This is a genomic window from uncultured Kocuria sp., from assembly GCF_947500125.1.
Taxonomy (GTDB): domain Bacteria; phylum Actinomycetota; class Actinomycetes; order Actinomycetales; family Micrococcaceae; genus Kocuria.
In genome coordinates this window covers 1-25716 of sequence record NZ_CANMRA010000014.1, presented here as the reverse complement: position 1 = coordinate 25716, position 25716 = coordinate 1, and the positions used below count along the sequence as shown (strand labels likewise).

Here is a 25716-nt window from a genome sequence, read left to right as displayed (position 1 = left end):
ATGGACGCACTCAATCTCTTGATGGACGGGTTCGCCGGCGCGCTGACCCCGATGAACCTGCTGTGGGTCGTGGTGGGCTGCCTCCTCGGCACCGCGGTGGGCGTACTGCCCGGCCTCGGCTCCTCCATGGCCGTGGCCCTGCTCCTGCCCATGACCTTCGCGCTGGACCCCACCGCGGCGTTCATCCTCTTCGCCGGCGTGTACTTCGGCGGCCTGTTCGGCGACTCGACGATGGCCATCCTGATGAACACCCCGGGGCAGGGCTCGGCGATCGCCTCCACGTTCGAGGGCCACAAGATGGCCAAGGACGGCCGGGCCCCCCAGGCCCTGGCCACCGCCGCCATCGGCGCGTTCATCGGCGGCATGGTCGCCTCCGTGGTCGTGGTCTTCCTGGCGCCCCGGCTGGCCGACTTCTCCGCGAACTTCGGCCCGGCCGAGTACTTCGCCCTGGCGCTGTTCGCCTTCGTCGCCACGTCCTCGGTGGTCTCCGACTCCGCGGTCAAGGGCCTGGCCTCCCTGGTCCTGGGCCTGGGCATCGCCACCGTGGGCATCGACGCGATCTCCGGTTCGGAGCGCTTCACCTACGGCTCCGCCAACCTGTTCGACGGGATCTCCCTGGTCACCGTCTCCGTCGCGGTCCTGGCCCTGGGCGAGGTCCTGCACGTGGCCTCCCGGATCCGCCGCAACCCGGCCGCCCACCAGATGAAGGTCACCGGGCGCCCGTTCCTCTCCCGGGCGGAGCTCAAGGAGGCCGCTCCGGCGTGGGCGCGCGGCACCGCGATCGGCCTGCCCTTCGGGGTGATCCCGGTGGGCGGCGCCGAGGTGCCGACGTTCATGTCCTACGACCTCGAGCGCCGCATCGACCGCCGCCGCCCGAACCCGATGTTCGGCAAGGGCGCGATCCGCGGCCTGGCCGCTCCCGAGGCGGCCGGCAACGCCACCACCGGCACCGCGATGGGTGCGCTGCTGGCCCTGGGCCTGCCGGTCTCGGCGACCGCGGCGATCATGCTCGCCGCCTTCCAGCAGTACGGCCTGCAGCCGGGCCCGCTGCTGTTCGACCGGGCGCCGGAGCTCGTGTGGGCGCTGCTGGCCAGCTTCTTCATCGCCATGGTCGTGCTGCTGGTCATCAACCTGCCCTTCGCCCAGCTGTGGGCGAAGCTCCTGCTGATCCCCAGCCAGTACCTCTACGCGGGGATCACGGTGTTCTGCGGACTCGGCATCTACGCGACCTCCGGGGCGGTCTTCGACCTGCTGCTGCTGCTCGGTCTGGGCGTGCTGGGCTTCATCATGCGCCGCCACGGCGTGCCGGTGGCCCCGCTGCTGATCGGGATGGTGCTGGGCCCGCTGGCCGAGACCAGCCTGCGCGACGGTCTGCTGTCCTCCAACGGCGACTACTCGATCTTCGTGACCGGGCCCATCCCGCTGGTGCTCTACGGTCTGCTGTTCATCGTGCTGGCGCTGACCGTCCGGTCCAAGATCGTCAACCGCGCCCGCCGGGACGTGTAGTCCCCGGCGCCACCGCGTGCCGCAGCACCCCGCCCCGGGAGTCCCCGGGGCGGGGTACAGCGGTTAAACACAGACGTTACGGAGGAGAAACCACCGCGCCGCACCCCCCGGACATGCTTTACCTGTCAGATGACAGGAACTCCGCTCGGGCGGAGCCCAGGCGGGGAGAAGCACATGATCATTCTCGGGGTCGGCATCACCGTGCTGGCGGTGCTCATCATCGGCGTGCTCGTGGCGCGCAAGGTGGACGGCGACAGCACCAACTATCTCGTGGCGGGCCGGCAGCTGGGGATGCCGCTGGTCGCGGTGTCCCTCACCGCGGCCGCCGTGGACTCGAACGCCACCGTGGGCAACACGGACCTCACCTCCGGCTACGGCTTCTGGGCCGGCGCCTCCCTGGCCCTCGGCCTGGCGGTGTGCCTCCTGCTCGCCGGGCTGTTCCTGGCCAAGCCCATGAACCGCTTGCGCCTGTTCACCCTCGGCGACTTCTTCCGGATCCGCTACGGCCGCACCACCGAGACGCTCGCCTCGGTGATCATGATCTTCGCCTTCACGTTCCTGCTGGCCGGCAATCTCGTGGCCTGCGGGTTCCTGCTCGAGTACTTCGCGAACGTCCCGTACTCGATCGGCGTGGTCGTGGCCAGCGCCCTGGTGCTCAGCTACACCCTGGCCGGCGGGCTGTTCTCAGACGCCTACACGGCGGTCCTGCAGACCGTGATCACCGTGGTGGCCGCCGTGGCGCTGATCGTGTGGGTCGCCCTGACGTACGGCATCGTGATCCCGGAGGGCATGGGCCCGTTCGACCTCGAGCAGCTCACCACCTCGGAGGCCGGCGCCCCGATCAACTGGGCCACGCTCATCGCCCTCGGCATCGGCGACCTCGTGGCGATCGACTTCATGCAGCGGATCTTCGGTGCGAAGAGCCCGAAGGTGGCCCAGCGCTCGTGCTTCGTGGCCGCCGGCACCACCGCGGTCATCGGCACGATCTTCGCCCTCGTGGCCCTCACCGCCTCCTCCGTGCTGGGGCTCTCCGCGGAGAACGGCCCGATCCTCTACACGCTGCTGGGCGAGTACGCTCCCCCGCTGCTGGCCGTCCTGGTCCTCTCCGGGATCGTGGCCGCGTCCTTCTCCACGGCCTCCGGGGCCATCCTCGCCACCTCCGCGGTGACCGTGCGCAACGTCTTCAACGTCCGCCGCACCGAGATCACCGGAGCCCACGACCCCCTGCTGCGCTGGACGCGCCTGGCCATGCTGCCGGTGGTGGTCATCGGGATCCTGCTCGCCGTGCGGGTCAGCCAGACCGGGATCCTGCTCACCCTGGCCTTCGACCTCATGCTCGCGAGCCTGTCCGCCTCGTTCATCCTCGGCACCTTCTGGCGGCGCCCGGGCGCCCGGGCCGCCCTGGCCGCGGCGGTGGTGGGCCTGACCAGCCGCCTGGTGTTCCTCGTGCTGACGCCCACGATCTACGGCGCCCCCAACGACCTCCTCCACGTCGAGAACACCGTCGTCACCAGTGCCTTCGACGGCTGGGCCACTCTCGTGGCCGGCGCCCTGGGCTGGCTCACCTACGTCCTGGTCGGCCTCACGGCGACCCGCCCGCAGGTCGAGACGGACACGCAGCGGCTCGAGCTGTACCGCCTCTACCGCGAGCAGACCCCCTCCGGGTTCACCCCCCGGGTCCGCACGGCACCGGCCCCCTCCCAGCGTGCCGACCCGCCGGTCCCGGCCGGGGTCTGAGGACTCCGCCCGACCGTCCCCGCCCGGTGCGGCAGCGGGCGCGGGTGGGGGTGGGTGCGTCAGGATGGAGGAGATGTCCCCGCACCGACCTCACGTTTCCGCCGGCCCCTCCGTCTACCGGGTGATGGAGACGATGGTGATGGAGACGAAAGAGCCATTCGAGACGCTGGTGACCCGCCACGGCCCCGTGGTGTGGCGGGTCTGCCGGGCCGTGCTGCGCACCTCCGCGGACGCCGAGGACGCGTGGTCGGAGACGTTCCTGGCCGCCCTGCGGGCGTACCCGGACCTGCCGGTCACGGCCAACGTCCAGGCGTGGCTCGTGACGATCGCCCACCGCAAGGCGGTCGACGTCGTCCGGGCACGGTCCCGGAGCGCGGTGCCCGTGGCCTCGCCCCCGGAACCGCCCGCGCACCGGGACACGCCGCACGAGCACGACTCCCCGCTGTGGGCGGCGGTGGCCGCCCTGCCGCCCCGGCAGCGCCACGCCGTGGCCTATCGCTATCTCGGCGGCCTGCCCTACCGGCAGATCGCCGAGCTGCTGGGCGGCACCCCGGAGGCCGCCCGCCGGGCCGCCTCCGACGGCGTGGCGTCCCTCCGCAGGACCCTCACCACGACCATGCCCACGGACCGCGCCGAGACCCTCCCGGCGACCCGCGCGGCGACCGCCACGGCGACCGCCACGGCGACCGCCACAGAGACCGCCACAGAGACCGCCGCAGGGACCCTCACGGAGCCGGACCGGACAGGAGAGGACCGATGACCACCAACTCCCTCAGCTCACCCCTGCACTCCCCGCTGCGGAGCCTCCGCGCCGACCCCGTGCCGGAGACCGTACTGCGGGGCCTGCACCGGCGCCTGGAGGACGAGGCGGCCGGGACCGGTCTCCTCGACGTCGCGTACACGACGGTCGGCACCCCGGTGGGAGTGCTGCTGCTGGCCGCCACGGAGCAGGGCCTGGTCCGGGTGGCCTACGCCCGCGAGGACCACGAGGCGGTCCTGGCCGACCTGGCCCGCCGGATCAGCCCACGGGTGCTGCGTGCCCCGGCCCGTCTGGCGCCGGCCGTGCGGCAGCTCGAGGAGTACTTCGCCGGGACCCGCAGGCGCTTCGACCTCCCCCTGGACCGCTCGCTCTCGCACGGGTTCCGGCGCCAGGTCCAGGAGCACCTGCCCGGGATCGACTACGGCAGCACGCAGAGCTACGGCGCGGTGGCCCGGTCGGTCGGGCGTCCGCAGGCCGTGCGGGCGGTGGGCACGGCCTGTGCCACGAACCCGCTGCCGGTGGTCGTCCCGTGCCACCGGGTGCTGCGCGGCGACGGCGGCCTGGGCGGGTACGTCGGCGGACTGGAGGCCAAGACCGCGCTGCTGGAGCTGGAGGCGGCGGCCTGAGCACGCCGGGCCGCGCGGCGCGACCGGGCCTCCCCGCCCGGAGCTCTGCCATCTGCCCCTCGTCCGGAGCATCACGCCTCGATGCCATGACCCGACGTGCCGGCTCCGCGCCGCGCCTCACAGGCGCGGCGCGACGTCCGCGTGCCGGGTGGCGTGGTCGTAGGCGCGGGCGGTCCGCAGCAGCCCGACGTCGTGCCCGTGCGCGGCGACGAGCTGCAGCCCCACGGGCAGGCCGCCGGGGCTGAAGCCGCCCGGCACGGAGACGGCCGGGCACCCGGTGGCCGAGATGAGGCTCGCCGAGCGCATCCACTCGACATATGTCTGCATCGGCATACCGGCGACCGAGTGCGGCCAGCGCTCCTCGGACGGGAACGGCAGCACCTGGGACGTGGGCGTCAGCAGCACGTCCCACCGGTCGAAGAACACCCGGACCGCCTCGTACAGGCGGGTGCGCGCCAGGGCGGCGTCCATGAGCTGCTCGGCGGTCAGCGCCAGCCCCTTCTCGACGTTCCACACGATCTCCGGCTTCACGAGCTCCCGGTGCTCGGCGACCACCGTGCGCAGGTTCACGGCCATGTCGAAGGCCCGCGTCACGTCGAACACCTCGTCGGCGTCGCGCAGGTCCGGGACGGCCTCCTCGACCACGGCCCCGAGCTCCTCGAAGACCTGTGCCTGAGTCCTCAGGAGCTCGGCGACCTCCGGCTCCACCGGGACGCCGAGGCCGAAGTCCGTGCTCAGCCCGATCCGGACGCCGGCGAGGGGGCGGGAGCCGGGATCGGGCGGGTCCTCGGCCGCGAGCGCCCGGAACCCCGACCGCGGCGCCGGGCAGTCCAGCGGGATCCGCGGGTCGGGGCCGGCCAGCACGGACATGGCGAGGGCGAGGTCGTCCACGCTGCGGGCGAGCGGACCGGAGCGGCCCAGCCACGCCCAGGCGTTGCCGGTGGGGGCCGAGGGCACGACCCCGGCGGAGGGCCGGAAGCCGGCGATGTTGCAGAACGCCGCAGGGTTGCGCAGGGACCCGCCCATGTCGGAGCCGTCCCCCAGGGGCTGGATCCGGGACGCGATCGCCGCGGCGGCCCCACCGCTGGACCCGCCTGCGCTGCGGTCCAGCGCCCAGGGGTTGTGCGTGGTGCCGAAGAGCTCGTTGAAGCTGTGGGAGCCCGCGGCGAACTCGGGCACGTTGTTCTTCCCGGTGCTGATCACCCCGGCCGCCGTGAACCGCGCGACGACCAGGTCGTCGTGCTCGGGGACGTGCTCCGCGAACACCGGGGAGCCGGAGGTCGTGCGGATCCCGGCGGTGGCGTGGGTGTCCTTGTGCGTCATCGGCACCCCGTGCAGCGGCGGCAGCTCGTCGGCGGGCGTGCCGGCGGTGAGCTCGTCGGCGCGGGCGGCGGCCTCGTACGCCCGCTCGCGGACCTGCGTGACCACGGCGTTCACGGCGGGGTTCACGGCGTCGATCCGGGCGAAGTGGGCGTCGAGCACCTCCCGTGCGGAGACCGTGCGGGTGCGCACGGCCGCCGCGAGGTCCCGGGCGGAGAGCTCGAGCAGGTCGGCGCCCGCCGGAGCCGCCGTCACCGGTTCCCCACGCGGGAGAGGATCGCGCTGACCGCGGCCGTCACCCCGGTGCTCAGCGTGGGCTCCAGGACCGGGGCGAAGAAGGGCGAGTGGTTGGTCGGCACCGGGGCCTCGCCGTCGACCGCCTCGTCGGACATGCCGCCGAAGAACCAGTACACGCCCGGCACCCCGATGGCGTCGGGCAGGTGCCCGAAGTCCTCGCTGCCCATCTGGGCGGGCCGGTCGAGCACGTTCTCCTCGCCGAGGGCGGCGCCGAGCACGCCCCGCAGGGCCTCCGTCTCGGCCGGGTCGTTGACGAGCAGGGGGAAGGTGTAGATCTCGTCGATCCGGGGCTCCGGCGCGCCCGAGGCCAGGGCCTCCGCCCCGATGACCCGGCGGAGCGCGGCCAGCACCTGCTCGCGGACGTCGGTGTCCAGGTTGCGGACGTTGACGGTGAACTCTGCGACCGCCGGGATGATGTTCTCCTTGAGCCCCGCGTGGAAGCTGGCGATGGTGATCACCGCCGCCTGCTGGGCGGGGATCTCCCGGGAGACGATGCTCTGGATCCGCACCACCATGTGGGCGGCGAGCACCACCGGATCGATCGTGTCCTCGGGGCGGGAGCCGTGGCCGCCGCGGCCGCGGACCGTGACCTTCCAGCCGTCGGCCATGGCCATCGCCGGACCGCTGGTGATCTCGACCTGTCCGGCTCGCCCGGGCCAGACGTGCTGGCCGTAGACGATCTCGGGCCGGGGCGCCCGGTCCCAGAGCCCGTCCCGCAGCATGGCCAGGGCCCCCTCGGCGGTCTCCTCGCCCGGCTGGAACAGGAAGACGACGGTCCCGGCCCACGCCTCGCGGTCGCCGGCCAGCAGGGTGGCCGCCCCGATGGCGCTGGTGATGTGGGTGTCGTGGCCGCACGCGTGCATGACGGGCACCTCGGTGCCGTCGGGCAGCACCCCCCGGGCGGTCGAGGCGTAGTCGAGGCCGGTGTCCTCCGCCACGGGCAGGGCGTCGGTGTCCGCGCGGAAGCCGACCACCGGGCCCTCGCCGTTGCGCATCACGGCCACCACCCCGGTGCCGCCGCAGACGAACGTCTCGCAGCCCAGGGCTTCCATCCTGGCGCGGATCAGCTCGGCGGTCGCGTGCTCCTGCATGGACAGCTCGGGGGCCCCGTGCAGGTGGCGGTACAGGGAGTGCAGGTCCTCGCGCAGCTCGGCGGGGATCTCGGGCAGGGTCGTGGTCATGACGTCCTCTCATGGGCTGAGTGCGGAGCGGGGTGCGGGGCAGGGATCTCGGGGAAGGCGGCCCGTGCGGTCACGGCAGGCTCTCGTCCCCGGGCGCGGCGTGCTCGGCCTTCCGGTCGCGGAGCACCCACGCCAGGACCATGGTGGCCAGGACCACCACCGCCGTGGCGAAGTTCCGGAACGTGGTGCCCAGGACGGGCACCAGCAGCAGCTGGACGACCGCTCCCACGGCCAGGGCGATGAGGAGGATCCGCGGCTGCTTCACGTAGGCGGCGAGCTGCACGATCACCGCGCCGATGATGGCCGGGAAGATGTAGAGCCGCGCCACCTCGACGACGGGCTCCGGCACCACGCTCACCAGCCAGGTGCCGAGGATCCCGACGAAGAGCAGCAGGGAGAAGATGTGCACCACGGCCGCGCCGCAGATGGCCATGACGGCCGCCAGCTCCGCCCGCCGGGTCCCGGGCTTGGCGCCGATGGCGGCCTGGGCCACGATCGCGGAGGGCAGCAGCTTGTTCGCGATGTTCCCGATCATGAAGGCCTGGTACATCGCGGCCGGTCCCAGCACGGGGTAGTAGGTGATGGGCTCGACGACGGCGAGGATCGCGAAGACCGCCGCGACCGCCAGGAAGGCGGTCAGCATGTCGGACAGGGGGATCTCCAGTCCGGAGAAGAGCACCAGGTACACCGGGCCGGCGTAGGAGAACAGCAGGCCCAGGAGCATGGTGAGCCGTCCCCAGCGGGACGTGGTGCGGTCGTAGACGGCGTAGGCGGTGGCTGACGTGTCGGTCGGTGAGGCCATGACGACTCCTTCGGGTTCTCGGGGGGTCAGGCCGTGGCGCCCATGCCGGCGCCGTGGGCGAAGTAGGCGACGACGAGGCCGATGATGATCGAGAAACCGAGCCCCCACTCCCGCAGCCACGGCGCGCCGAGGGCCCGCGCGAGCAGCAGGCACACCGCCATCACGATGGCGGAGACCACGACCGTCAGGATGTGCACGGAGCTCTTGGGCAGCTCGGCGATGCCCAGGGAGGCGAAGGCGGCCAGCAGGGCGGCCGAGGGGACGATGGCCATCAGCGCGGGGTTCACGGACCGCAGCTTGACGTCCCCTCTCTTGAGCAGGGGCGTCAGGATCAGCGTCGCCAGCATCCACAGACCGCCGGAGAGGCTCATGGCCAGGAAGGCCACAGTGAAGACGTCCGGCGTCCAGCCCGCCCCGCCCAGTTCGGCGTCCAGGGTCCCGGCGGCGAGGTTGGCCGAGGAGGTCTCGGTCGCGGCCGAGCCGACCAGTCCGATGCGCACCAGCACGGCCGGGGCCCCGAACAGCGGGAGCAGGGCGACCGCGACGACGACCACGGCGAGGGAGGGGCCGATCGCGGCGACGCCGCCCGAGCGGAAGGACTGGCGCAGGTCCTGGCGGGTGAACCCCACGTCGGGGCCCACGAGCCGGGCGGCGCGCACGTAGATGACGGTCTGCAGGATGATCACGGCGAAGACCGCCAGGGCGCAGAACCACAGGAAGGGCATGTTGACGTAGTCGGACAGCGTGTTCATGCGGAGCCTCCGTTCGAGGGTGTCGTGCTCGGGTCGTGGCCGTCCGGACGTCCCGGCGGCCGGAGGTCACAGCGGCGCGGTGTCGAGGGCCCGGAGGGTCTCGCCGAGGACGTGGACGCCGCGGCCGATCTCGAGGGGCTCGGTCCACTCCTCGGGGCAGTGGCTGCGGCCGTCGCGGGAGGGCACGAAGATCATCGCCATCGGCGCCAGGGCCGCCATGTGCACGGCGTCGTGCGTGGCGCCGCTGGGGATCGGCCGCCAGGAGTACCCGAGCCGGTCCGCCGTCGCGGCGACGACGTCGTGGGCGCGCGGATGGGCGTCGACGACCTCGTTGTCCGTGGTCCAGTCGAACTCGACGTCGACGCCGTAGCCGCGGGCCGCGGCGAGCACGGTCTCTCCCAGCCTCCGGCGGGCCCCGGACAGCCACGTCCGGTCGATGCTGCGCAGCTCGCCCCGCAGGTCGACCGCGCTGGGGACCACGTTGGGGGACGGCGAGCGGTTGCTGACGTGCGTGGCGGTCGCGACTCCGTTGCCGGGCGCCCCGCAGCCCTCGTGGCGCACGGCCAGGACGGCCTCGGCGGCCGCGACCATGGCGTCCTGCCGGTCCTCCACGAGCCGGGTGCCGGCGTGGTCGTCCCGGCCGGCGAAGTGGGCCACGAAGCGTTCGATGCCGCAGACGGAGGTCACGACGCCGATCTGTTCGCCGCCCCGCTCCAGCGCCGGCCCCTGCTCGATGTGCAGCTCCACGAAGGCGTGCAGGGGCCCCGGGCCGGGACGGGACGGTCGCAGCACGGCGGACGGGTCGAGGCCGAAGTCCTCGTAGGCCGTGGCCAGGGTCCGCCCGTCCTCGTCCCGGCGGGCGAGGTCGGCGGCCGTCAGCTCCCGGGCCAGGGACCGGCTGCCCAGGCAGCTGAGGCCGAAGTCGTTGGGCTCCTCGCCGAGGAAGTCGACGACCAGGAGGTCCCGGGACAGCGGGGAGCCCGAGGCCCGGATGCTCCGGGCGACCTCGATCGCGGCCAGCACGCCGACGACGCCGTCGAAGCGTCCGCCGCCGTCGACGGTGTCCGTGTGGGACCCGGTCATCAGCGCGGGCGCGGAGGGCCGGGCACCGGCGAGCCGGCCGACCAGGTTCCCGGCGGCGTCCCGCCGCACCTCGAGACCGGCCTCCCGCATCCGTGCGGCGACCCACTCGCGGGACTCCCGGTAGGGGTCGCTGAAGACCTGGCGCGTCCACCCCCGGCGGTCGTCGCGGCGCAGCCGGGACAGCTGACCGACCTGCTCCTCGACCCGCTGGGTCGTCTCCTCCAGATCGAACGGCATCGAGCACATCCTTCCTGCGGAGCGGGCGGGCTTCGTGCAGCTCGCCCGATCGGGGATCGGGACCGGGGAGCTCCGGACGGCCCGGTCAGGTATGCCGCACGTTACCCACTCCGGAGCCGTCCGACCAGGGCACGTCCTCCTGCGCCGGGCGGGCCGCGGCCTCCCGGTAGGCGGCCCAGCCGCCGTGGACCGTGATGTCCTCGGCGCCCTCGAGCGCGAAGGGCTCCACCAGGAACCCGGGCAGCTCCCGGCCGTCGGCGAGCTCGACCCTGCCGATGGCCATGGGCGCGGGCAGCCCGGCGACGAACGTGCCGAACGCGGCGGCGCCCAGCGCCCAGACCTCCACGGCCAGGGCCGCCCCGCGTTCCGGCACGCGCACCACGCCCGGCTTGGCGGGCACGGTGTCCAGGGCGACCATCCGGTACGCGGCGGCCGTGCTGGTGGCCTCCGCGAAGCGGGCGCCCAGCGCGAGCAGCTGCGGGTTCAGCGGCTGCCCGCGCAGGTGCGCCCCCGCGACCACGAGCAGGACCTCGGGGGCGCCGGGCGCGGAGCCCGAGGACACGCCGGAGCCCGAGGACACGGCGGAAGCCGGGGACACAGCGGAAACCGGGGTCGGGGAGCGGGGGTCAGCGGCCATCGAAGCCACCCTCCCGGGCCACGTCCACGAGCCGGTCGTCCTGGAAGGTGTCCCCCACGAGCTGCACGCCGAAGGGCAGCCCGTCCACCCGGCCCGCCGGGACGGCGAGCGCGGAGAGGTCGAGCAGGTTCACGAAGTTGGTGAAGCGGCCCATGCGGCTGTTGGCGCCCACGGGATCGGCCGCGACCTCCGCGAGGGTCGGGTGGGACGTGGTGGTGGGCAGCACGAGGGCGTCGAGGGCGCCGAACACCTGCCGGGCCAGGCGGGCGCAGCCGTCGAGGAACTCCTGGTCGGCGAAGACCCGGTGGGCGGGGATCTCCTCCGCGGCGCGGACGATGCGCCCGACCGTGGGGTCCACGTCCTGCGGGTGGGCGTCGACGAACGCACCCACGGCCGTCCAGCGCTCGGCGACGAACGCGCCGTCGTAGAGCAGGGTCGCGGCCGAGAGGAACGGCTCGATGTCCACCGGCACGGCCCGGAAGCCCCGCTCCTCGAGCTGCCGGACGGCGGCGGTGTAGGCCTCGGCCCAGCCTGGGGCGAGCTCGCCGAGCTGCTCGGGCACGGCGCGGCCGACGACGCGGTCCAGCCGGGAGGGCCGTGGCGCGGCGGGAGGGCGGGAGCGGGCGTCGCCGTCGTCGACCCCGGCCATGACGTCCGCGGCGAGGCGGGCGAGGCGGAGCTCCCGGGCCATCGTGGTCACCACGTCCTGGCTGCGGCAGGCGGGCACGACCCCGGTGGAGGGCACGAGACCCTTGGTGGGCTTGACCCCGTACAGCCCGTGCAGGGCGGCGGGCACCCGCCCGGAGCCGGCGGTGTCGGTGCCCAGGGCGAAGTCCGCGAAGCCGAGGGCCACGGCCACCCCGGAGCCGCTGGAGGACCCGCCGGAGATCCGGGCGGGGTCCTCCGCGTGCCGGACCGCGCCGTACGGGCTGCGGGTGCCGACCAGCCCGGTGGCGAACTGGTCGAGGTTGGTGCTGCCCAGCACCACCGCGCCCGCCTCCTTCAGCCGGCGGACGACGACGGCGTCGCGCTCCGGCTCGTAGCCGAAGGCCGGGCACGCCGCCGTGGTCGGCAGGCCGGCCACGTCGATGTTGTTCTTCACCGCGAAGAGGGTCCCGGCCAGCGGCAGGTGCTCGCCGGCGGCCCGGGCGGCCAGCGCCCGGGCGACGTCCTCGGCCACGTCCCGCTGCGGGCGCAGGCCGATCCACACCTCCGGCCGGTCCGCCTCCTCGATCAGGCGGTAGCGCCGCGCCACGAGCTCGTGGGCGGCGCGCTCGGCCGCGGTCGGGGAACCGGCCGGGGGCGCTGCGGTCTCTGCTGTCGTCGTCATGCGTGCTCTCCTCGTGCTGGTGGGGTGGGGGCCGCTGCTCAGACCGTCTCGGCGGCCGGTGCAGGACCTGTTGGGGCAGAGCCGGCCGGGGCAGGGCCGGCCGCTGCCGGGACGGCCGTGCGGACCACGGCCAGGACGGCGCCCGGGCCCACGTGCGCCCCGGGCTCGACGACGACGCTGTGCACCACGCCGTCCGCGGGGGCCGTCACGGGGGCCTCCATCTTCATGGCCTCGACCGCCATCAGGATCTGCCCCTCCCGCACCGTCTCGCCCGCCCGGACGTCCACGCGGAAGACGTTGGCGGCGAACTGCGCCTCGACGCCCTCGCACCCGTCGGGGATCTCCACGGCGGCGGCCTCCTGCGGGGTGACCTCTGCGAGGGCGGCCACCCGCTCGAACGCGCCGGCCTCCTCCCACGCCTGGCGCTCGTCGTCGAAGGCCGCCGTCCGGCGGGCCTCGAAGGCGTCGATGCCCTCCCGGTGCTCGGCGAGGAAGGCCTCGTACTCGGCCATGGAGAACTCGCCCTCCTCGATCCGCAGGGGGAGCCGGCCCACGGCCATGTCCGCGCGCATCTCCGCCAGCTCCTCGGAGGAGACGGGGAACCACTTGATCCGGTCGAAGAACCGGAGCAGCCACGGGGTGCCCTCCTCGTAGGGGCCGCGCTGCCGGTGCGTGGACCACACCTGGGTGGTCCGGCCCACGAACTGGTAGCCGCCGGGGCCCTCCATGCCGTAGACGCACAGGTACGCTCCGCCGATGCCCACGGCGTTCTGCGGGGTCCAGGTCCGGGCCGGGTTGTACTTCGTGGTGACCAGCCGGTGCCGGGGGTCCACCGGGGTGGCCACCGGCGCGCCCAGGTAGACGTCGCCCAGGCCCAGGACCAGGTACTCGGCGTCGAAGAGCACCGAGCGGACGTCCTCGACCGAGTCCAGGCCGTTGATCCGGCGGATGAACTCGATGTTCCAGGGGCACCACGGGGCGTCGTCGCGCACGCCCTTCTCGTAGCGGCGGATGGCCTCCCGGGTGGCGGGGTCGTCCCAGGACATCGGCAGGTGCACGGTGCGGCTGGGCAGCCGCAGGTCGTGCGTCGGCGGCAGCCCGGCGTCGAGGACCAGCACGCGCTCGAGCACCTCGTCCAGGCCGAGCCGGTCCGGGTCGAGGTGGACCTGCAGGGACCGGATGCCCGGGGTCAGCTCGAGCACGCCGGTCAGCGCCCCGTCGTCGACCTGCTGCTGGAGGGCCCGGCGCAGCGCCTCGATCCGCATCCGGGAGGCGATGTCCAGGGTCATCTCGCCGTACTCGACGAGCACGTTGGAGTCGCCGCTGCGCCGCACGGTCAGGGAGGGACGGTCCTCGGTCGCGGGCACGGCGGTGACCACGCCGCCGTCCACCACGGCGTCCCGGCCCGGGACCACCCGGGCCCGCGGATCGCGGCGCAGCTCCGCGGCCTGGGCCTGGGTGATGGGCACGAAGCGCACCCGGTCCCCGGCGCGCAGCTGGCCCAGCTTCCACTTCTGGCCCTCGGCCACCGTGGCCGGGCACGTGAACCCGCCCAGGCTGGGACCGTCGGGACCCAGCAGGATGGGCATGTCTCCGGTGTAGTCCACCGCGCCCACGGCGTACGGGGTGTCGTGGATGTTGGAGGGGTGCAGGCCGGCCTCGCCGCCGTCGCGGCGGGCCCACCGGGGCTTGGGGCCCACCAGGCGCACGCCGGTGCGGTCGGAGTTGAAGTGGACCTCCCAGTCCGCGGTGTAGAACTCCTCCATGTCGGCCACGGTGAAGAACTCGGGGGCCGCGTGGGGGCCCTCCAGGACGCCGACCTCCCAGTAGGCGCCCACCTGCGGGCGCTCGGCCAGCGGGACGTCGGCGACCTCGTGCGCCACGGACGGGGTGTTGATCCCGAGGACGTCGCCGGGGGCCAGGGCGCGGCCGGCGGCGCCGCCGATCTCGCCCTGCACGAAGGTCGCGGCGGAGCCCAGCACCAGCGGGACGTCCAGGCCGCCCTCCACGAGGAGGTAGGCGCGCATGCCCTGCTCGGCGCGGCCGATCGCCAGGACGTCCCCCGCGGCCAGCTCGAGCACAGTCCACTGCGCCGCGGGCTCCCGGTTGACCAGGACCTCGACGGGGGCGCCGGTCACCATGACCCGGACGGGCGTGTGGAAGCGCAGGGTCGGCCCGGCCGCCGTCACCTCGAGACCGGCGGCGCGCTCGGGGTTGCCCAGTGCGTCGTTGCCCAGCCGGAAGGACAGCTCGTCCATGGGGCCCGAGGGCGGGATGCCCACGGGCCAGTACCCGATCCGGCCGGGACGGTCCTGGACGGTGGTGAGCAGCCCGGACCTCAGCACCTCGAGGCGGGGCTGGGTGCTGCGCACGCCCTCCAGCGTGGCGGTGGAGTGCTGCACGTCCCGCACCGCGGGCAGCTGCGGGATCGCCCGCAGCACGCCCAGGTTGGTGGCCACCCCGTGGACGCGGGCCTGCTCGAGGGCCGCGGCGAGGTGCTCCCACGCCTGCTCCCGGTCCTCGCCGTGGGCGACGAACTTGCTCAGCAGGGGGTCGTAGAAGGCGCTGACCTCGGTGCCGACCTCGATCCAGGAGTCCACCCGGATGTCCTCCGGGACCACGAGGCCGGTGACGGTGCCCGCGCTGGGCAGGTTGTCCAGGTCGGTGTTCTCCGCGTACACCCGGGCCTCCACGGCGGCGCCGCGGGCGGTGAGCTCGGTGCCCATCATGGTGCGCTCGCCGCCGGCCAGGCGGAGCATCCACGCCACGAGGTCCACGCCGTAGACGGCCTCGGTGACGGGGTGCTCGACCTGCAGGCGGGTGTTGACCTCCAGGAAGGCGGCCTCCTGGCGCACGGGGTCGTAGATGAACTCGACCGTCCCGGCGGAGCGGTAGGCGACGGACGCGCACAGCCGCCGGGCGGCGTCGTGGATCGTGGCCCGCACGGGACCGGGCAGATCGGGGGCGGGGGCCTCCTCGACCACCTTCTGGTGGCGGCGCTGGAGGGTGCAGTCGCGGTCCCCGACCACGAGGACGTCCCCGTGGCCGTCGCCGAAGACCTGCACCTCCACGTGCCGGGCCCGGTCCACGAGCCGTTCCAGGAAGACCCCGGCGGAGGAGAAGTTCGCCCCGGCCACGCGCCGGACGCTCTCCCACGCCCCGCGCAGGTCCTCGGGCCCGCGGCACTCCTGCATGCCGATCCCGCCGCCGCCGGCGGTGGCCTTGAGCATCACGGGCCAGCCGATCTCCTCGGCGCGGTCCAGGGCGTCCTCGAGCGAGTCGAGCAGCCCGGTGCCGGCGAGCAGGGGCACCTCGGCGGCCACGGCGGCGTCGCGCGCGGTGTGCTTGGACCCGAAGATCCGCAGCTGGTCACCGGTGGGGCCGACGAAGGCGATCCCGGCCGCCTCGCACGCCTCGGCGAACCCGGTGTTCTCGGAGAGGAAGCCGTAGCCGGGGTGGATCGCCCCGGCCCCGGTGCGCCGGGCCGCGGCGATGATCCTCCCGATGTCCAGATAGCTCTCGGCGGCGGGCGAGGCCCCGAGGTGGACGGCCTCGTCGGCGGCGGCGACGTGCAGGGAGCCGCGGTCGGCGTCCGAGTACACGGCCACGGCCCGCAGCCCGAGGGCCTGGACGGAGCGGATGATCCGGACGGCGATCTCGCCGCGGTTGGCCACGAGGACGGTGTCGAAGGCGCTCATGCCCGGGCCTCCTGCCCGGCCGTGGCGACGGCCGTGCCGGCGGAGACGATCATCTCGGCGCGGGACGGGTCGAAGCCGTTGCACGGGTTGTTGATCTGCGGGCAGTTGGAGACGACGACGAGCACGTCGCGCTCCGCCCGCAGGCTCACCGACAGCCCCGGCGCGGAGATGCCGTCCACGATGCCGAGCGCGCCGTCGGGGTCCACCGGGACGTTCATGAACCAGTTGACGTTGGAGACCTGGTCCCGCTTGCCCAGGCCGTACTTCGAGAGCTCGGTGAGGAAGTTGTCGGCGCACCCGTGCTGGGACCAGGTGTGGTGGCCGTAGCGCAGGGTGTTGGACTCCTTGGAGCAGGCACCGCCGAGGGTGTCGTGGCGCTCCACGTCCGTGCCGACGACGGTCAGCAGCGGGTCGTGCTCGTTGCTGCGCAGCACCGACCCGGCGGTCAGGTAGACGCTGTCCTGGCCCTGCAGGGTGGCCTGCGCGCTGTAGGCCCGGGCGGTGTCCACGGCGTCGTAGACCAGGAAGTCGACGGCCTGGTTGCCGTCCACGTCCACGATGGTCAGCACCTGGCCGGCCGTCAGGACGGCGGACCAGGGGGCGAGGGGTGCCACGGTCTCGCGGCGGAGCTCGGGGCCGAACCGGGACGTGAGGGTCCCGGCGGCCGGGGCCGTGGTGCGGGCGGAGGTGGTGGGGGCAGTCATGGCGGGGTTCCTCGTTCTCGTCGCAGTTCGCATCGCTGTTCTCGTCGCTGTTCTCTGCACCCGGGGCTCAGGCCAGGCCGCGGGCGCGGAGGTACTCGGCGGTGTTCTGGTAGGCGCGGCGGCGCTCGGGGGCCGAGTTCCAGGCGGGGGCCTCGGGCGAGGTGGCCCTGGCCCGCCAGGCGACGACGTCGAGCGGGGTGCTCACGTACTCCTCGCGCGGGTCCAGCGGGTGGGCGGCGTTGGCGACCAGCAGCACGCACGGCATCTCGGTGACGAGGGTCAGGGACGCGCCCGCCCCGGCGGAGCCCGTGAACACCGGGTGCCCGGAGGGGGCGATCTCGACGCCCTGGAAGAAGGAGACGCAGGGCGGGACGTCCCGCCGGGAGAGCCCGTGCTTGGCGCCCGCGAGGACCAGCAGCTCGCGGCCGGCGGGGCTGGGGCCGTGCGGCTGGCCGTCCCCGTAGCGCTCCTCGTTGCGGGCGCGGGAGCTGGCGCCGTAGAGGGCGTCGTGGCGGCCCGAGCTGTCCTCGACCACCGTGGCCATCGCGCGGCCCTGGTCGGAGAGCAGGACCTGGCCCGCGCCGGAGTAGACCTGCCACTGGATCTTCACGGTGTCGGCCACGTTGAGCCGCTCGAAGGGCTCGAAGGCGTTGTAGAGCAGGACCGAGGCGCAGGCGTCGCCCACCACGTCGGTGAGCCGCACGGCGGTCCCGCGGTCCAGGACCTTGTGCGTGTAGTTGCCGCCGGCCACGCGCTCGGCCCACACGAGGTCCTGCGGGGCCACCCGGGCCGGGGCCTCGGTGCAGGTGGTGGACGGGACGGTGGGGCGGCACTCGACCGCGGTGCCCTCCTGGGCGCGGGCGTGGGCCCGGGCTCCGGCCGTGGTCCCCGTCGAGGACGTGGTCTGGGTGTCGGTCATGGCCGGCTCCTTCTGACGAGAGGATTTTCTGTCGATTGACAGATATGGAACCAGCCCCGGATTTCCCCCCGGTTCGGCGCCCGTTTCGGCTGTGTAACTCCGCACCCGCCGCCGCGCTCCCCGGGATTGGTAGGTTCGGTGCCGTGACGAAGAGCCGAGGACGCCCGCGCAAGAGCACCACCTCCCCCACCGGGCGCGGCGCCGAGCAGGACATCCTCCACGCCGCCGGAGACCTCTTCGTCCGCCACGGCTTCGGCCGCACGAGCACCCGGGCGGTCGCCGAGGCGGCCGGCCTGCAGCAGGCGAGCGTCTACCACTGGTTCCGCTCCAAGGAGGACGTCCTGCTGCGCCTCGTGCTCGGCACCGTGCTGCCCTCCCGCCGGCTCGCCGAGCGGCTGCTCACGGCGGACGCCCCCGGGCACGTGACGCTCTGGGCCCTGTGCTTCGCGGACACCCGCCTGCTCCTGGAGGATCCCCAGAACCTCGGGGCCCTCTACTTCTCCCCCGAGCTGCGGGGCGAGGGGTTCGAGGAGTTCCACGAGAACCGGGACGCGCTCGAGCGGATCTACGGGACGCTGCTGGAGCGCACGATCGGGCACCCCTCCGCGCCCTTCGACGCCGCCGTGGTCATGGGCCTCGTGGAGAACGTCATCCTCCAGCGGCAGCGGACGGACCCCCGGCTGCCCGAGGACGCGGCGGCCCGGATCGCGGACGCGGCGCTGCGGCTGGCGGGAGTGCCCGAGCGGGTTACGGAGCAGACCCGGAGCCGGGCCCTGGAGCTGCTGGAGCGCCTCGACCGCACGGACTGACGTCCCCTCCGTGACCGGCCGTGCGGGTCCGAAGCCGTAGCATGGGGGGATGCTCTCGCGCCACGGAACTCCGGTCCCGACCAGCCCTGCGACCCGGAGCGGAGGTGAGCGCTGATGTGCGGCATCGCCGGTGAGGTCCGGTTCGACGGCGCCGCCGCGGACCCGGACACGATCCACCGCATGACGTGCGCCCAGGCCGGCCGCGGCCCGGACGGGCAGGGCGCCTGGGCCCAGGGGCCGGTGGCCATGGGCCACTGCCGGCTCAAGATCGTCGACCTGAGCCCCTCGGGCGGGCAGCCGATGGTCGACTCCCGGCTGGGGCTGTCGATCGTGTTCAACGGGATGATCTACAACTACCGGCAGCTGCGCGAGGAGCTGCGCGGGATGGGCTACGAGTTCTTCTCCACCTCGGACACCGAGGTGGCCCTGAAGGCCTACCACCGCTGGGGCCGGGAGTGCGTCTACCACTTCCACGGGATGTTCGCCTTCGCGATCACCGAGCACACGAGCGGGCGCACGGTCCTGGCCCGGGACCGACTGGGCATCAAGCCGCTCTACGTCGACCACACGGGGCCGCGGCTGCGGTTCGCGTCCACGGTGCAGGCGCTGCTGGCGGCCGGGGACGTCGACACCTCGATCGACCGCACGGCCCTGTCCTACTACCTCACCTTCCACTCGGTGGTCCCGGCCCCGCGCACGATCCTCAAGGGCGTGCGGAAGCTGCCGCCGGCGACCGTGCGCACGGTCGAGCCCGACGGCTCGGCCTCGGACCACGAGTACTGGAACCCCCAGTTCACCCGCGACGAGGACCGCTCGGGCTGGTCCGAGCAGGACGGGCTCGTCGAGAAGCTGCGCACCGCGGTGAAGCGGCGCATGGTGGCGGACGTGCCGGTGGGCGTGCTGCTGTCCGGCGGCATCGACTCGAGCCTCGTCGTCGCCCTGCTCGCGGAGAGCGGGCAGGAGGACCTGCAGACGTTCAGCATCGGCTTCGAGTCCCGGGGCGAGGAGTCCGGGGACGAGTTCGAGTTCTCGTCCCTCGTGGCGCGCCGCTTCGGCACCGACCACCACCAGATCGCGATCGACGACGCCCGCCTGGTCCCGGCGATCGACCGGACCGTCGCCGCGATGAGCGAGCCCATGATCAGCCACGACTGCGTGGCCTTCTACCTGCTCAGCGAGGAGGTCTCGAAGCACGTCAAGGTGGTGCAGTCCGGGCAGGGCGCCGACGAGGTGCTCGGCGGCTACCACTGGTACCCGCCGCTGGCCGACGTCGCGCGCGACGACGCCCGGAAGACCTACTCCGAGTCGTTCTTCGACCGGCCGTGGTCCCGGCTCGCGAAGGTCCTCTCCCCCGAGTGGATGGCGACCCATGACGCGCCGACGGCGTTCATCGAACGCCACTTCGGCCGCCCCGGCGCGGAGACGGCCGTGGACGCCGCCCTGCGCACCGACTCCACGGTGATGCTCGTGGACGACCCCGTGAAGCGCGTCGACAACATGACCATGTCCTGGGGCCTCGAGGCGCGGGTGCCGTTCCTCGACCACGAGCTCGTGGAGTTCGCCGGGCGCATCCCCCCGGAGCTCAAGCTCGCCGACGGCGGCAAGGGCGTGCTCAAGCGCGCGGCGCGCGGCATCGTCCCGGACGAGGTGATCGACCGGAAGAAGGGCTACTTCCCCGTCCCGGCGATCCGCACCCTCGAGGGCGGGACCCTGGACCGGGTCGAGGCCGCCCTGACCGACCCGGCGGCGGTGCGGCGCGGGCTGTACAACTCGGAGGTCGTGGAGTCCCTGCTGGCCGACCCGAACCAGCACCACACGCCGCTGCGTTCCAACGTGCTGTGGCAGCTGGGCCTGCTGGAGATGTGGCTGCAGGAGAACGGCATCTCCTGACGGCCCGGCCCGGGGTCCACGACGACGGCGCGCCCCGCCACCCGCTGCGGGTGGCGGGGCGCGCCGCTGCCGCCGGGTCCTCCCGGGAGGACCCGCGTCAGTCGCGCCGGGCCGCCCCGACCAGCTCGCGCTCGGCGTCCGAGCCCGGTTCGGCCTCTCCCCAGCCGCTCGGACCGGCCGCGGCGGCCGGATCCGCGGGGGCGGGGGTGCGGTCGCGGCGCAGGGAGTCGCCCTCCACGTCCACGTCGGGCAGGATCCGGTCGAGCCAGCGGGGCAGCCACCAGGCCTTGTCGCCGAGCAGGTGCATGACCGCGGGGATCAGCGTCATGCGCACCACGAAGGCGTCGACGAGCACGCCGAAGGCGAGCCCGAAGCCCAGGGGCCGGATCATCGCCATGTGGGAGAACACGAAGCCGGCGAACACGGAGATCATGATGATCGCGGCGGCGGTGACCACGGCCCGGCCGGCCCGGAGCCCCTCCTGCACGGCGGCCCGTGCCGAGCGGCCGTGCACGAACGCCTCGCGCATCCCGGAGACCAGGAACAGCTGGTAGTCCATGGCCAGGCCGAACAGCACGCCCACGAGGATGGTGGGGAGGAAGCTGAGCACCGGGCCGGGGGCGTGCACGCCGAGGAGGCCGCCCAGCCAGCCCCACTGGTAGATCGCCACCACGGCGCCGAAGGCCGCGAAGAGGGAGAGCATGAACCCGGCGGTCGCGACGACCGGCACGAGGATCGAGCGGAAGACGAGCACCAGCAGCAGCAGGGACAGCCCGATCACCACGGTGAGGTACAGCGGCAGGGCGTCGGCCAGCAGCTGGGAGACGTCGATGTTGCCGCCGGTCTGGCCGGTGACGCCGATGGCCACCCCGAGCTCGTCCTCCAGGGCGGGGGACAGGGAGCGCAGGTCGTCGACGAGCTCCTCGGTGGACTCGGCGGCCGGGCCGTCCACGGGCACGACCTGGAACGCGGCGGTCCGGCGGTCCTCGGAGAGCCCCGCCGGGACCACGGAGACGACGTCGTCGTTCGCCATGAGCTCCTCGCCCACGGCGAGCTGCAGCTCGGCGGCCTCGGACGCGTCCGTGCCCTCCGGCAGGTCGGCGACCACGAGCAGCGGGCCGTTGGCGCCGGCGCCGAACTTCTCGTCGAGGACCTGGTAGGTGCGGTACTGGGTGGAGTCCTCGGGCTCGGAGGAGGCGTCCGGCAGGCCCAGGCGCATCGAGGCCGCGGGGAGCGCGACGACGACGAGCGCGAGCACGCCGGCCACGAGGGTCAGCACGGGGTGGCGGGTGGCCACTCCGGGGCGGGGCTCTCCGAGGTGGGCGGGCCGGCGGTCCGCGCGGGTCCGGGCGCGGGCGGAGAGCAGCCGCTCCCCCACCAGGGACAGCAGCGCCGGGGTGAGGGTCACGGCGATCAGCACGGCCACGGCCACGCAGACCGCCGCCGCGGTGCCCATGACACCCAGGAACGGGATGCCGGTGACGTTGAGCGCGGCCAGGGCGATGATGACGGTCAGGCCGGCGAAGACCACCGCGTTGCCGGAGGTCCCGGTGGCGAGGCCGATGGACTCGTGCAGCTCCGTGCCGGCCAGCAGCTGCTGGCGGTGCCGGTTGAGGATGAACAGCGAGTAGTCGATGCCCACGGCCAGTCCGAGCATGACGCCCAGCATCGGGGTCACCGACATCATGTCCACGGCCCCGGAGAAGGACAGCACACCCAGGGCGCCGACGGACACGCCGGTGAGCGCCATCAGGATGGGCAGGCCGGCGGCCACGAGGGTGCCGAGCATGACCAGCAGCACGATCCCGGCGATGACCACGCCGATCACCTCGGCGGGGCCGACGAGCTGGGAGATGTCCTGGACGATCTCCAGGGAGTAGTCGACCTGCACGTCCTTGATCTCCGTGCCGTCCACGGCGGCCTGCAGGGCCTCCTTCTCCTCGGCGGTGACCGCCTGCTGCTCGGCGGTGAAGGTCACCACGGCCATCGCGGTGGTCCCGTCCGCGGAGACCGTGCGGGTCTCCTCGGCCAGGGCCATCATCCGCTCGCCGCGGTCGAGCTCGGGCAGACCGTCCGCGAGCTGCTCCCGGTTGCGCTCGAGCTCCGCGCGGCCGTCGTCGAGGGCCTCCTGGCGGTCGTCGAGCTCGTCCAGGACCCGGTCGGGGGCATCGGCCCGCTCGGCCTGCTCCCGGGCGTCGTCGAGCTTCTCCTGGTTCTCGTCGAGCGTGTCCTCGGCGGCGTCGAGCTGCGCGCGGCCGGCGGCCGCCTGCTCGCGGCCGTCCGCGAGCTGCTGCTCCTGCTCCTCGCGCTCGTCCTGCGCGGCGAACGGGTCCAGGACGCCGTCGACGCCCGGGGACGCCTGCGCGGCGGCGAGCGCCTCGCCGATCTGCTCGCGCTGGTCCGCGCTGAACGGGTCGCCGCCCTCCGTCTGGAACACGATCCGGCCGGTGCCGTGGCCGGCGTCGGGCAGCTCCGCCTGGAGGCGGTCGGCGAGGCGCTGGGTCTCGGTGCCGGGGACGGTGATCGCGTTGGTCAGCTGCCCGCCGAAGGCGGCGAAGGCGCCGCCGGCGAGGAGCAGGACCACCGTCCAGGCCGCGACCACGGCCCAGGCGCGGCGGGCGGCGAAGCGCCCGAGTCGGTACAGCAGATGTGCCATGTCTCTTCTCTGTCGGTCGTGTGCTGTGGATCCTGTGCTGTGGATCCTGTGCTGTGGAGCGAGTTCTGTCGGTCCTGCCAGGAACGTGGTGCCAGGGATGTCGCCCCAGCGGCGCGGGTCAGGATCGGTGCGGATCAGGATCGGTGCGAGTCAAGATCGATGCGAGTCAGGATCGATGCGGGTCAGGAGCCGTGCGGGCCTCGATCGTCGTCGCGGATGCCCGGGCCGGCACGGGCGGGTCAGTCGGCGAAGCCGTGGCGCAGGCGGTCCACGGCGGTGCGCAGCAGCCGGTGCCACGTCATGCGGCTGTCGGGGGTGTCCACCGCCCCGGTCTCCTCGGCCCACCGCTCGAAGGTGACGGCCAGGGCGTGGAGCAGCAGGCTGGCGAGCAGGTCCACGGTGAAGGAGGGCGCGCCGGGGACCCGATCGGTGATCTCGGCGGCCAGCCGGGCGGTGAGGGTCTGGAACACCTCGTGCGCCCACATCGCGGTGATGGGGCTGTCCTCGCTCGCGCCCATGAGGTGGGCGATGTGGCACATGGCCGGGACGAGCTCGGTGCGCTCGATGACGTCGGCCAGCTGCTCGAGGACGGCCCCGGGGCTCGGGTTCACGGGCGGCGGAGTGGCCTCCACGACGCGCGCGAAGTTGTCGACGAACACTCCCAGCAGCTCGCTGAAGCGTGCGTAGACGGCGTCGTCCGCGGAGGCGAAGTGGTTGAAGATCGTGCGCCGGGAGACACCGGCCCGCTCGGCGAGGTCGTTGACGGTGAAGCGGCCCAGTCCCCGCTCCGCGGCCAGGTCCGCGGCGGCGTCGATGATGGCGCGGCGGTTGTGGTACTTCACCGCTTCCCGCCGGTCCTCCGGGGGGCGGTCCTGGGTCGGCTCGGCGGGCAGATTCGTCACGGGAGACGACACTACGGTCAACCATGCACTCAGTGCAACGTTGCACCTAGTGCAATGGCTCACCTCAGGAGGAGGCCGGCCGGTCCTCCTTGTCGGGCCCGGCGAGCCGCCGGGATCACCCGGGGCCCGGGGATCAGGCGGGCGGCCCGGCCAGGGCCCGGGTGCGGGCGGCGGACGGCGAGACGCCGTAGGCGGCCTTGAACACGCGGGAGAAGTGGGCGGCGTCGGGGAACCCCCACCGGGCGGCGATGCGCGCCACGGGCACCCCGGCGCTCATGGGGTCCTCGAGCGCGCGCCGGCACCGCTCGAGCCGGCGGGTGCGGATCCAGGTCGAGACGGTGGTGCCCTCGTCCTGGAAGACCTGGTGCAGCCGCCGCACGGAGATGTAGTGCGCCCGGGCGATCATGGTGGGGTCGAGGTCCGGCCGGGCGAGATGGGCCTCGACGTAGTCGTGCACGCGGGCCCGCAGCCGGTCCTTTTCATGGGAGGAGGCCGCCACCTGGTGGTCGAGCTCGAGGTTGAAGGAGGTGGTGAGCAGGTCGAGGGCGGAGTTGCCGAGCCGCTGGCCGTTCATCCCGGTGAGGGCGTCCATGTGGTCGGCCATCGACGCGAGGAAGGACGCCACCATGTCGTGGACGGCACCCTCGGGCCCGAGCCGGCAGGCCCGCAGCTGTGCGACGGCCGCCGGCGGGAGGTCGAGGACGCGGTGGTCGAACATCAGCACCAGCAGCCGGGACTCCTCGGGGAACTCCAGGCGGTAGGGCGCGGAGGTGTCGTAGAGGGTGAGGTCGCCGGGGTTCAGCACGCTGCGCCGGCCGTCCTGCTCGACGACGCAGCGCCCCTCGAGCTGCAGGTTCACCTTGAAGCGCCCGCCGCCGGTGTCCGCCGGGCCGGCAGGAGCGCGCTCGACCGCGTGCGGCGAGAACCGCAGGTGCGAGACGTGCAGGTTCCCCGCGTCCCGGCCCACGAGTCCCGCCCGGAAGGTCCGGGAGGCCGTGGTCGTGCAGCTCAGGGGCACGAACGAGCGCGAGGTCAGGCGCGACCAGTCCCGGATGGACTCCACGAGCTCAGGGCTCGCCGCGGTCCGTCCCGGTCCGGTCGACATCGGCGCCATCGAACGATCCCTCCCTGTCCGGCACGGTGCGGACCACCGGGGCCCGCACCGTGTCTGGCATCACATCTGGATCGCCATATTAGACCGGTTGGTAGGTAATTCGCTGATTGTGTCGTCGCGTCCACCCGACGGCGAGGGCCGCCACGACGAGCTCGACCCCCACCACGAGGAGCATGCCGCCGTGGCCCGCCCCGGAGGCGGCGCCCGCCGCGGAGGCTCCCCCGTGGTGGACGTGGGCGCCGTGCGCCCCGGAGCCTCCGGCCAGCAGCGGGAGGAGCAGCACGTGGCCGAGCGCCATCGCGAGGGCCATGCCCATGGTCATCCGCACCGTGCCGGTGGGGTCGCCGGCCCGGACGAGCCCGGCCAGGCAGGACAGGCACAGCAGCGCCATGACGCCCATGAGCACCGACCAGCCGGGCCCGTGGGCGCCGGCGAGGGCCATCCGCGCGTGCAGGACGACGGAGGCGGCCACGCCCAGCACGAGCAGCACCCGGAGGAGTTCGGCCCTGCGGAGCACCTGCAGGCGAGGAGGGGCCTGTCGGCGAGGCAACCGGAGGGCATCGGCCGGGCGGCGCCGCAATCCCGGCGGACCCTCGGGCCGTCCGGGGGCCCGGAGGGGATCGGACGGTCGGCGCCGCGATCCCGGCGGGCCCTCGCGCCGGCGCGGGGCCCTGAGGGGATCGGCCGGGCGGCGCACCGCCCGGCACGCCCCCAGCGCCTCGCCCGCCGGCTCCAGGGCGGTCACCGCACGTCCCC

Annotated in this window: 20 protein-coding genes; 6 read left to right on the top strand and 14 right to left on the bottom strand. The window is 73.8% G+C overall.

The window, feature by feature from the left end:
* From Q0817_RS10760 to Q0817_RS10745, 4 genes are all read left to right on the top strand, one after another.
* Entirely contained in the window at positions 1 to 1506 is a 1506-nt protein-coding gene (locus Q0817_RS10760) for a tripartite tricarboxylate transporter permease (RefSeq protein ID WP_298587058.1), read from the top strand.
* A 174-nt stretch (positions 1507 to 1680) separates the two neighbouring features.
* Positions 1681 to 3243, top strand: a complete 1563-nt coding sequence (locus tag Q0817_RS10755) for a sodium:solute symporter family protein (protein ID WP_298587055.1) — start codon at positions 1681 to 1683, stop codon at positions 3241 to 3243.
* Between the two features lie 139 nt (positions 3244 to 3382).
* Positions 3383 to 4003: an RNA polymerase sigma factor gene (locus tag Q0817_RS10750; protein ID WP_298587053.1), complete on the top strand. Its 621-nt coding sequence runs from the start codon at positions 3383 to 3385 to the stop codon at positions 4001 to 4003.
* Entirely contained in the window at positions 4000 to 4629 is a 630-nt protein-coding gene (locus tag Q0817_RS10745) for a methylated-DNA--[protein]-cysteine S-methyltransferase (protein ID WP_298587050.1), read from the top strand. The genes Q0817_RS10750 and Q0817_RS10745 overlap by 4 nt, the downstream gene beginning before the upstream one ends.
* A gap of 117 nt (positions 4630 to 4746) precedes the next feature.
* Here the strand turns inward: Q0817_RS10745 and Q0817_RS10740 are convergent, their stop codons facing one another.
* From Q0817_RS10740 to Q0817_RS10695, 10 genes are all read right to left on the bottom strand, one after another.
* The gene (locus Q0817_RS10740; RefSeq protein ID WP_298587047.1) at positions 4747 to 6204 is read right to left on the bottom strand and encodes an amidase; all 1458 of its coding nucleotides are present in this window, start codon (positions 6202 to 6204) and stop codon (positions 4747 to 4749) included.
* Positions 6201 to 7427, bottom strand: coding sequence for an amidohydrolase (locus Q0817_RS10735; RefSeq protein ID WP_298587044.1), 1227 nt, complete (start codon positions 7425 to 7427; stop codon positions 6201 to 6203). The genes Q0817_RS10740 and Q0817_RS10735 overlap by 4 nt, the downstream gene beginning before the upstream one ends.
* A gap of 70 nt (positions 7428 to 7497) precedes the next feature.
* Positions 7498 to 8229: a hypothetical protein gene (locus tag Q0817_RS10730; RefSeq protein WP_298587041.1), complete on the bottom strand. Its 732-nt coding sequence runs from the start codon at positions 8227 to 8229 to the stop codon at positions 7498 to 7500.
* Positions 8230 to 8255: 26 nt separating this feature from the next.
* A complete protein-coding gene (locus Q0817_RS10725; protein ID WP_298587038.1) occupies positions 8256 to 8981 on the bottom strand; it encodes a DUF5058 family protein in 726 nt (241 codons plus the stop codon).
* A gap of 66 nt (positions 8982 to 9047) precedes the next feature.
* Positions 9048 to 10301, bottom strand: a complete 1254-nt coding sequence (locus Q0817_RS10720; RefSeq protein WP_298587035.1) for a M20 family metallo-hydrolase — start codon at positions 10299 to 10301, stop codon at positions 9048 to 9050.
* An 85-nt stretch (positions 10302 to 10386) separates the two neighbouring features.
* The gene (locus tag Q0817_RS10715; protein WP_298587032.1) at positions 10387 to 10938 is read right to left on the bottom strand and encodes a hypothetical protein; all 552 of its coding nucleotides are present in this window, start codon (positions 10936 to 10938) and stop codon (positions 10387 to 10389) included.
* The gene (atzF, locus tag Q0817_RS10710; RefSeq protein WP_298587029.1) at positions 10928 to 12268 is read right to left on the bottom strand and encodes an allophanate hydrolase; all 1341 of its coding nucleotides are present in this window, start codon (positions 12266 to 12268) and stop codon (positions 10928 to 10930) included. Before atzF ends, Q0817_RS10715 begins: the two co-directional genes overlap by 11 nt.
* A 38-nt stretch (positions 12269 to 12306) precedes the next feature.
* Complete coding sequence (gene uca, locus Q0817_RS10705; RefSeq protein WP_298587026.1) at positions 12307 to 15966, bottom strand: urea carboxylase; 3660 nt, start codon at positions 15964 to 15966, stop codon at positions 12307 to 12309.
* Positions 15963 to 16670, bottom strand: coding sequence for an urea amidolyase associated protein UAAP2 (locus tag Q0817_RS10700; RefSeq protein WP_298587023.1), 708 nt, complete (start codon positions 16668 to 16670; stop codon positions 15963 to 15965). The genes uca and Q0817_RS10700 overlap by 4 nt, the downstream gene beginning before the upstream one ends.
* 67 nt (positions 16671 to 16737) lie before the next feature.
* Positions 16738 to 17589, bottom strand: coding sequence for an urea amidolyase associated protein UAAP1 (locus Q0817_RS10695; protein WP_298587020.1), 852 nt, complete (start codon positions 17587 to 17589; stop codon positions 16738 to 16740).
* 143 nt (positions 17590 to 17732) lie between these two features.
* Here Q0817_RS10695 and Q0817_RS10690 point away from each other — a divergent pair, with 143 nt between their 5' ends.
* Positions 17733 to 18398, top strand: a complete 666-nt coding sequence (locus Q0817_RS10690; protein WP_298587017.1) for a TetR/AcrR family transcriptional regulator — start codon at positions 17733 to 17735, stop codon at positions 18396 to 18398.
* 114 nt (positions 18399 to 18512) lie between these two features.
* The gene (locus Q0817_RS10685; RefSeq protein ID WP_298587014.1) at positions 18513 to 20288 is read left to right on the top strand and encodes an N-acetylglutaminylglutamine amidotransferase; all 1776 of its coding nucleotides are present in this window, start codon (positions 18513 to 18515) and stop codon (positions 20286 to 20288) included.
* 97 nt (positions 20289 to 20385) lie between these two features.
* Here Q0817_RS10685 and Q0817_RS10680 read toward each other — a convergent pair whose 3' ends face one another.
* The 4 genes from Q0817_RS10680 to Q0817_RS10665 all read right to left on the bottom strand — a co-directional run.
* On the bottom strand, positions 20386 to 22944 hold the full coding sequence (locus Q0817_RS10680; protein ID WP_298587011.1) for an MMPL family transporter: 2559 nt from the start codon (positions 22942 to 22944) through the stop codon (positions 20386 to 20388).
* Positions 22945 to 23183: 239 nt separating this feature from the next.
* Positions 23184 to 23846, bottom strand: coding sequence for a TetR/AcrR family transcriptional regulator (locus Q0817_RS10675; protein ID WP_298587008.1), 663 nt, complete (start codon positions 23844 to 23846; stop codon positions 23184 to 23186).
* Between the two features lie 133 nt (positions 23847 to 23979).
* Positions 23980 to 24960: a helix-turn-helix domain-containing protein gene (locus Q0817_RS10670; RefSeq protein ID WP_298587005.1), complete on the bottom strand. Its 981-nt coding sequence runs from the start codon at positions 24958 to 24960 to the stop codon at positions 23980 to 23982.
* 79 nt (positions 24961 to 25039) lie between these two features.
* Positions 25040 to 25716 (bottom strand): hypothetical protein (locus Q0817_RS10665; protein ID WP_298587002.1); only part of this gene is annotated, 677 nt, incomplete at its 5' end.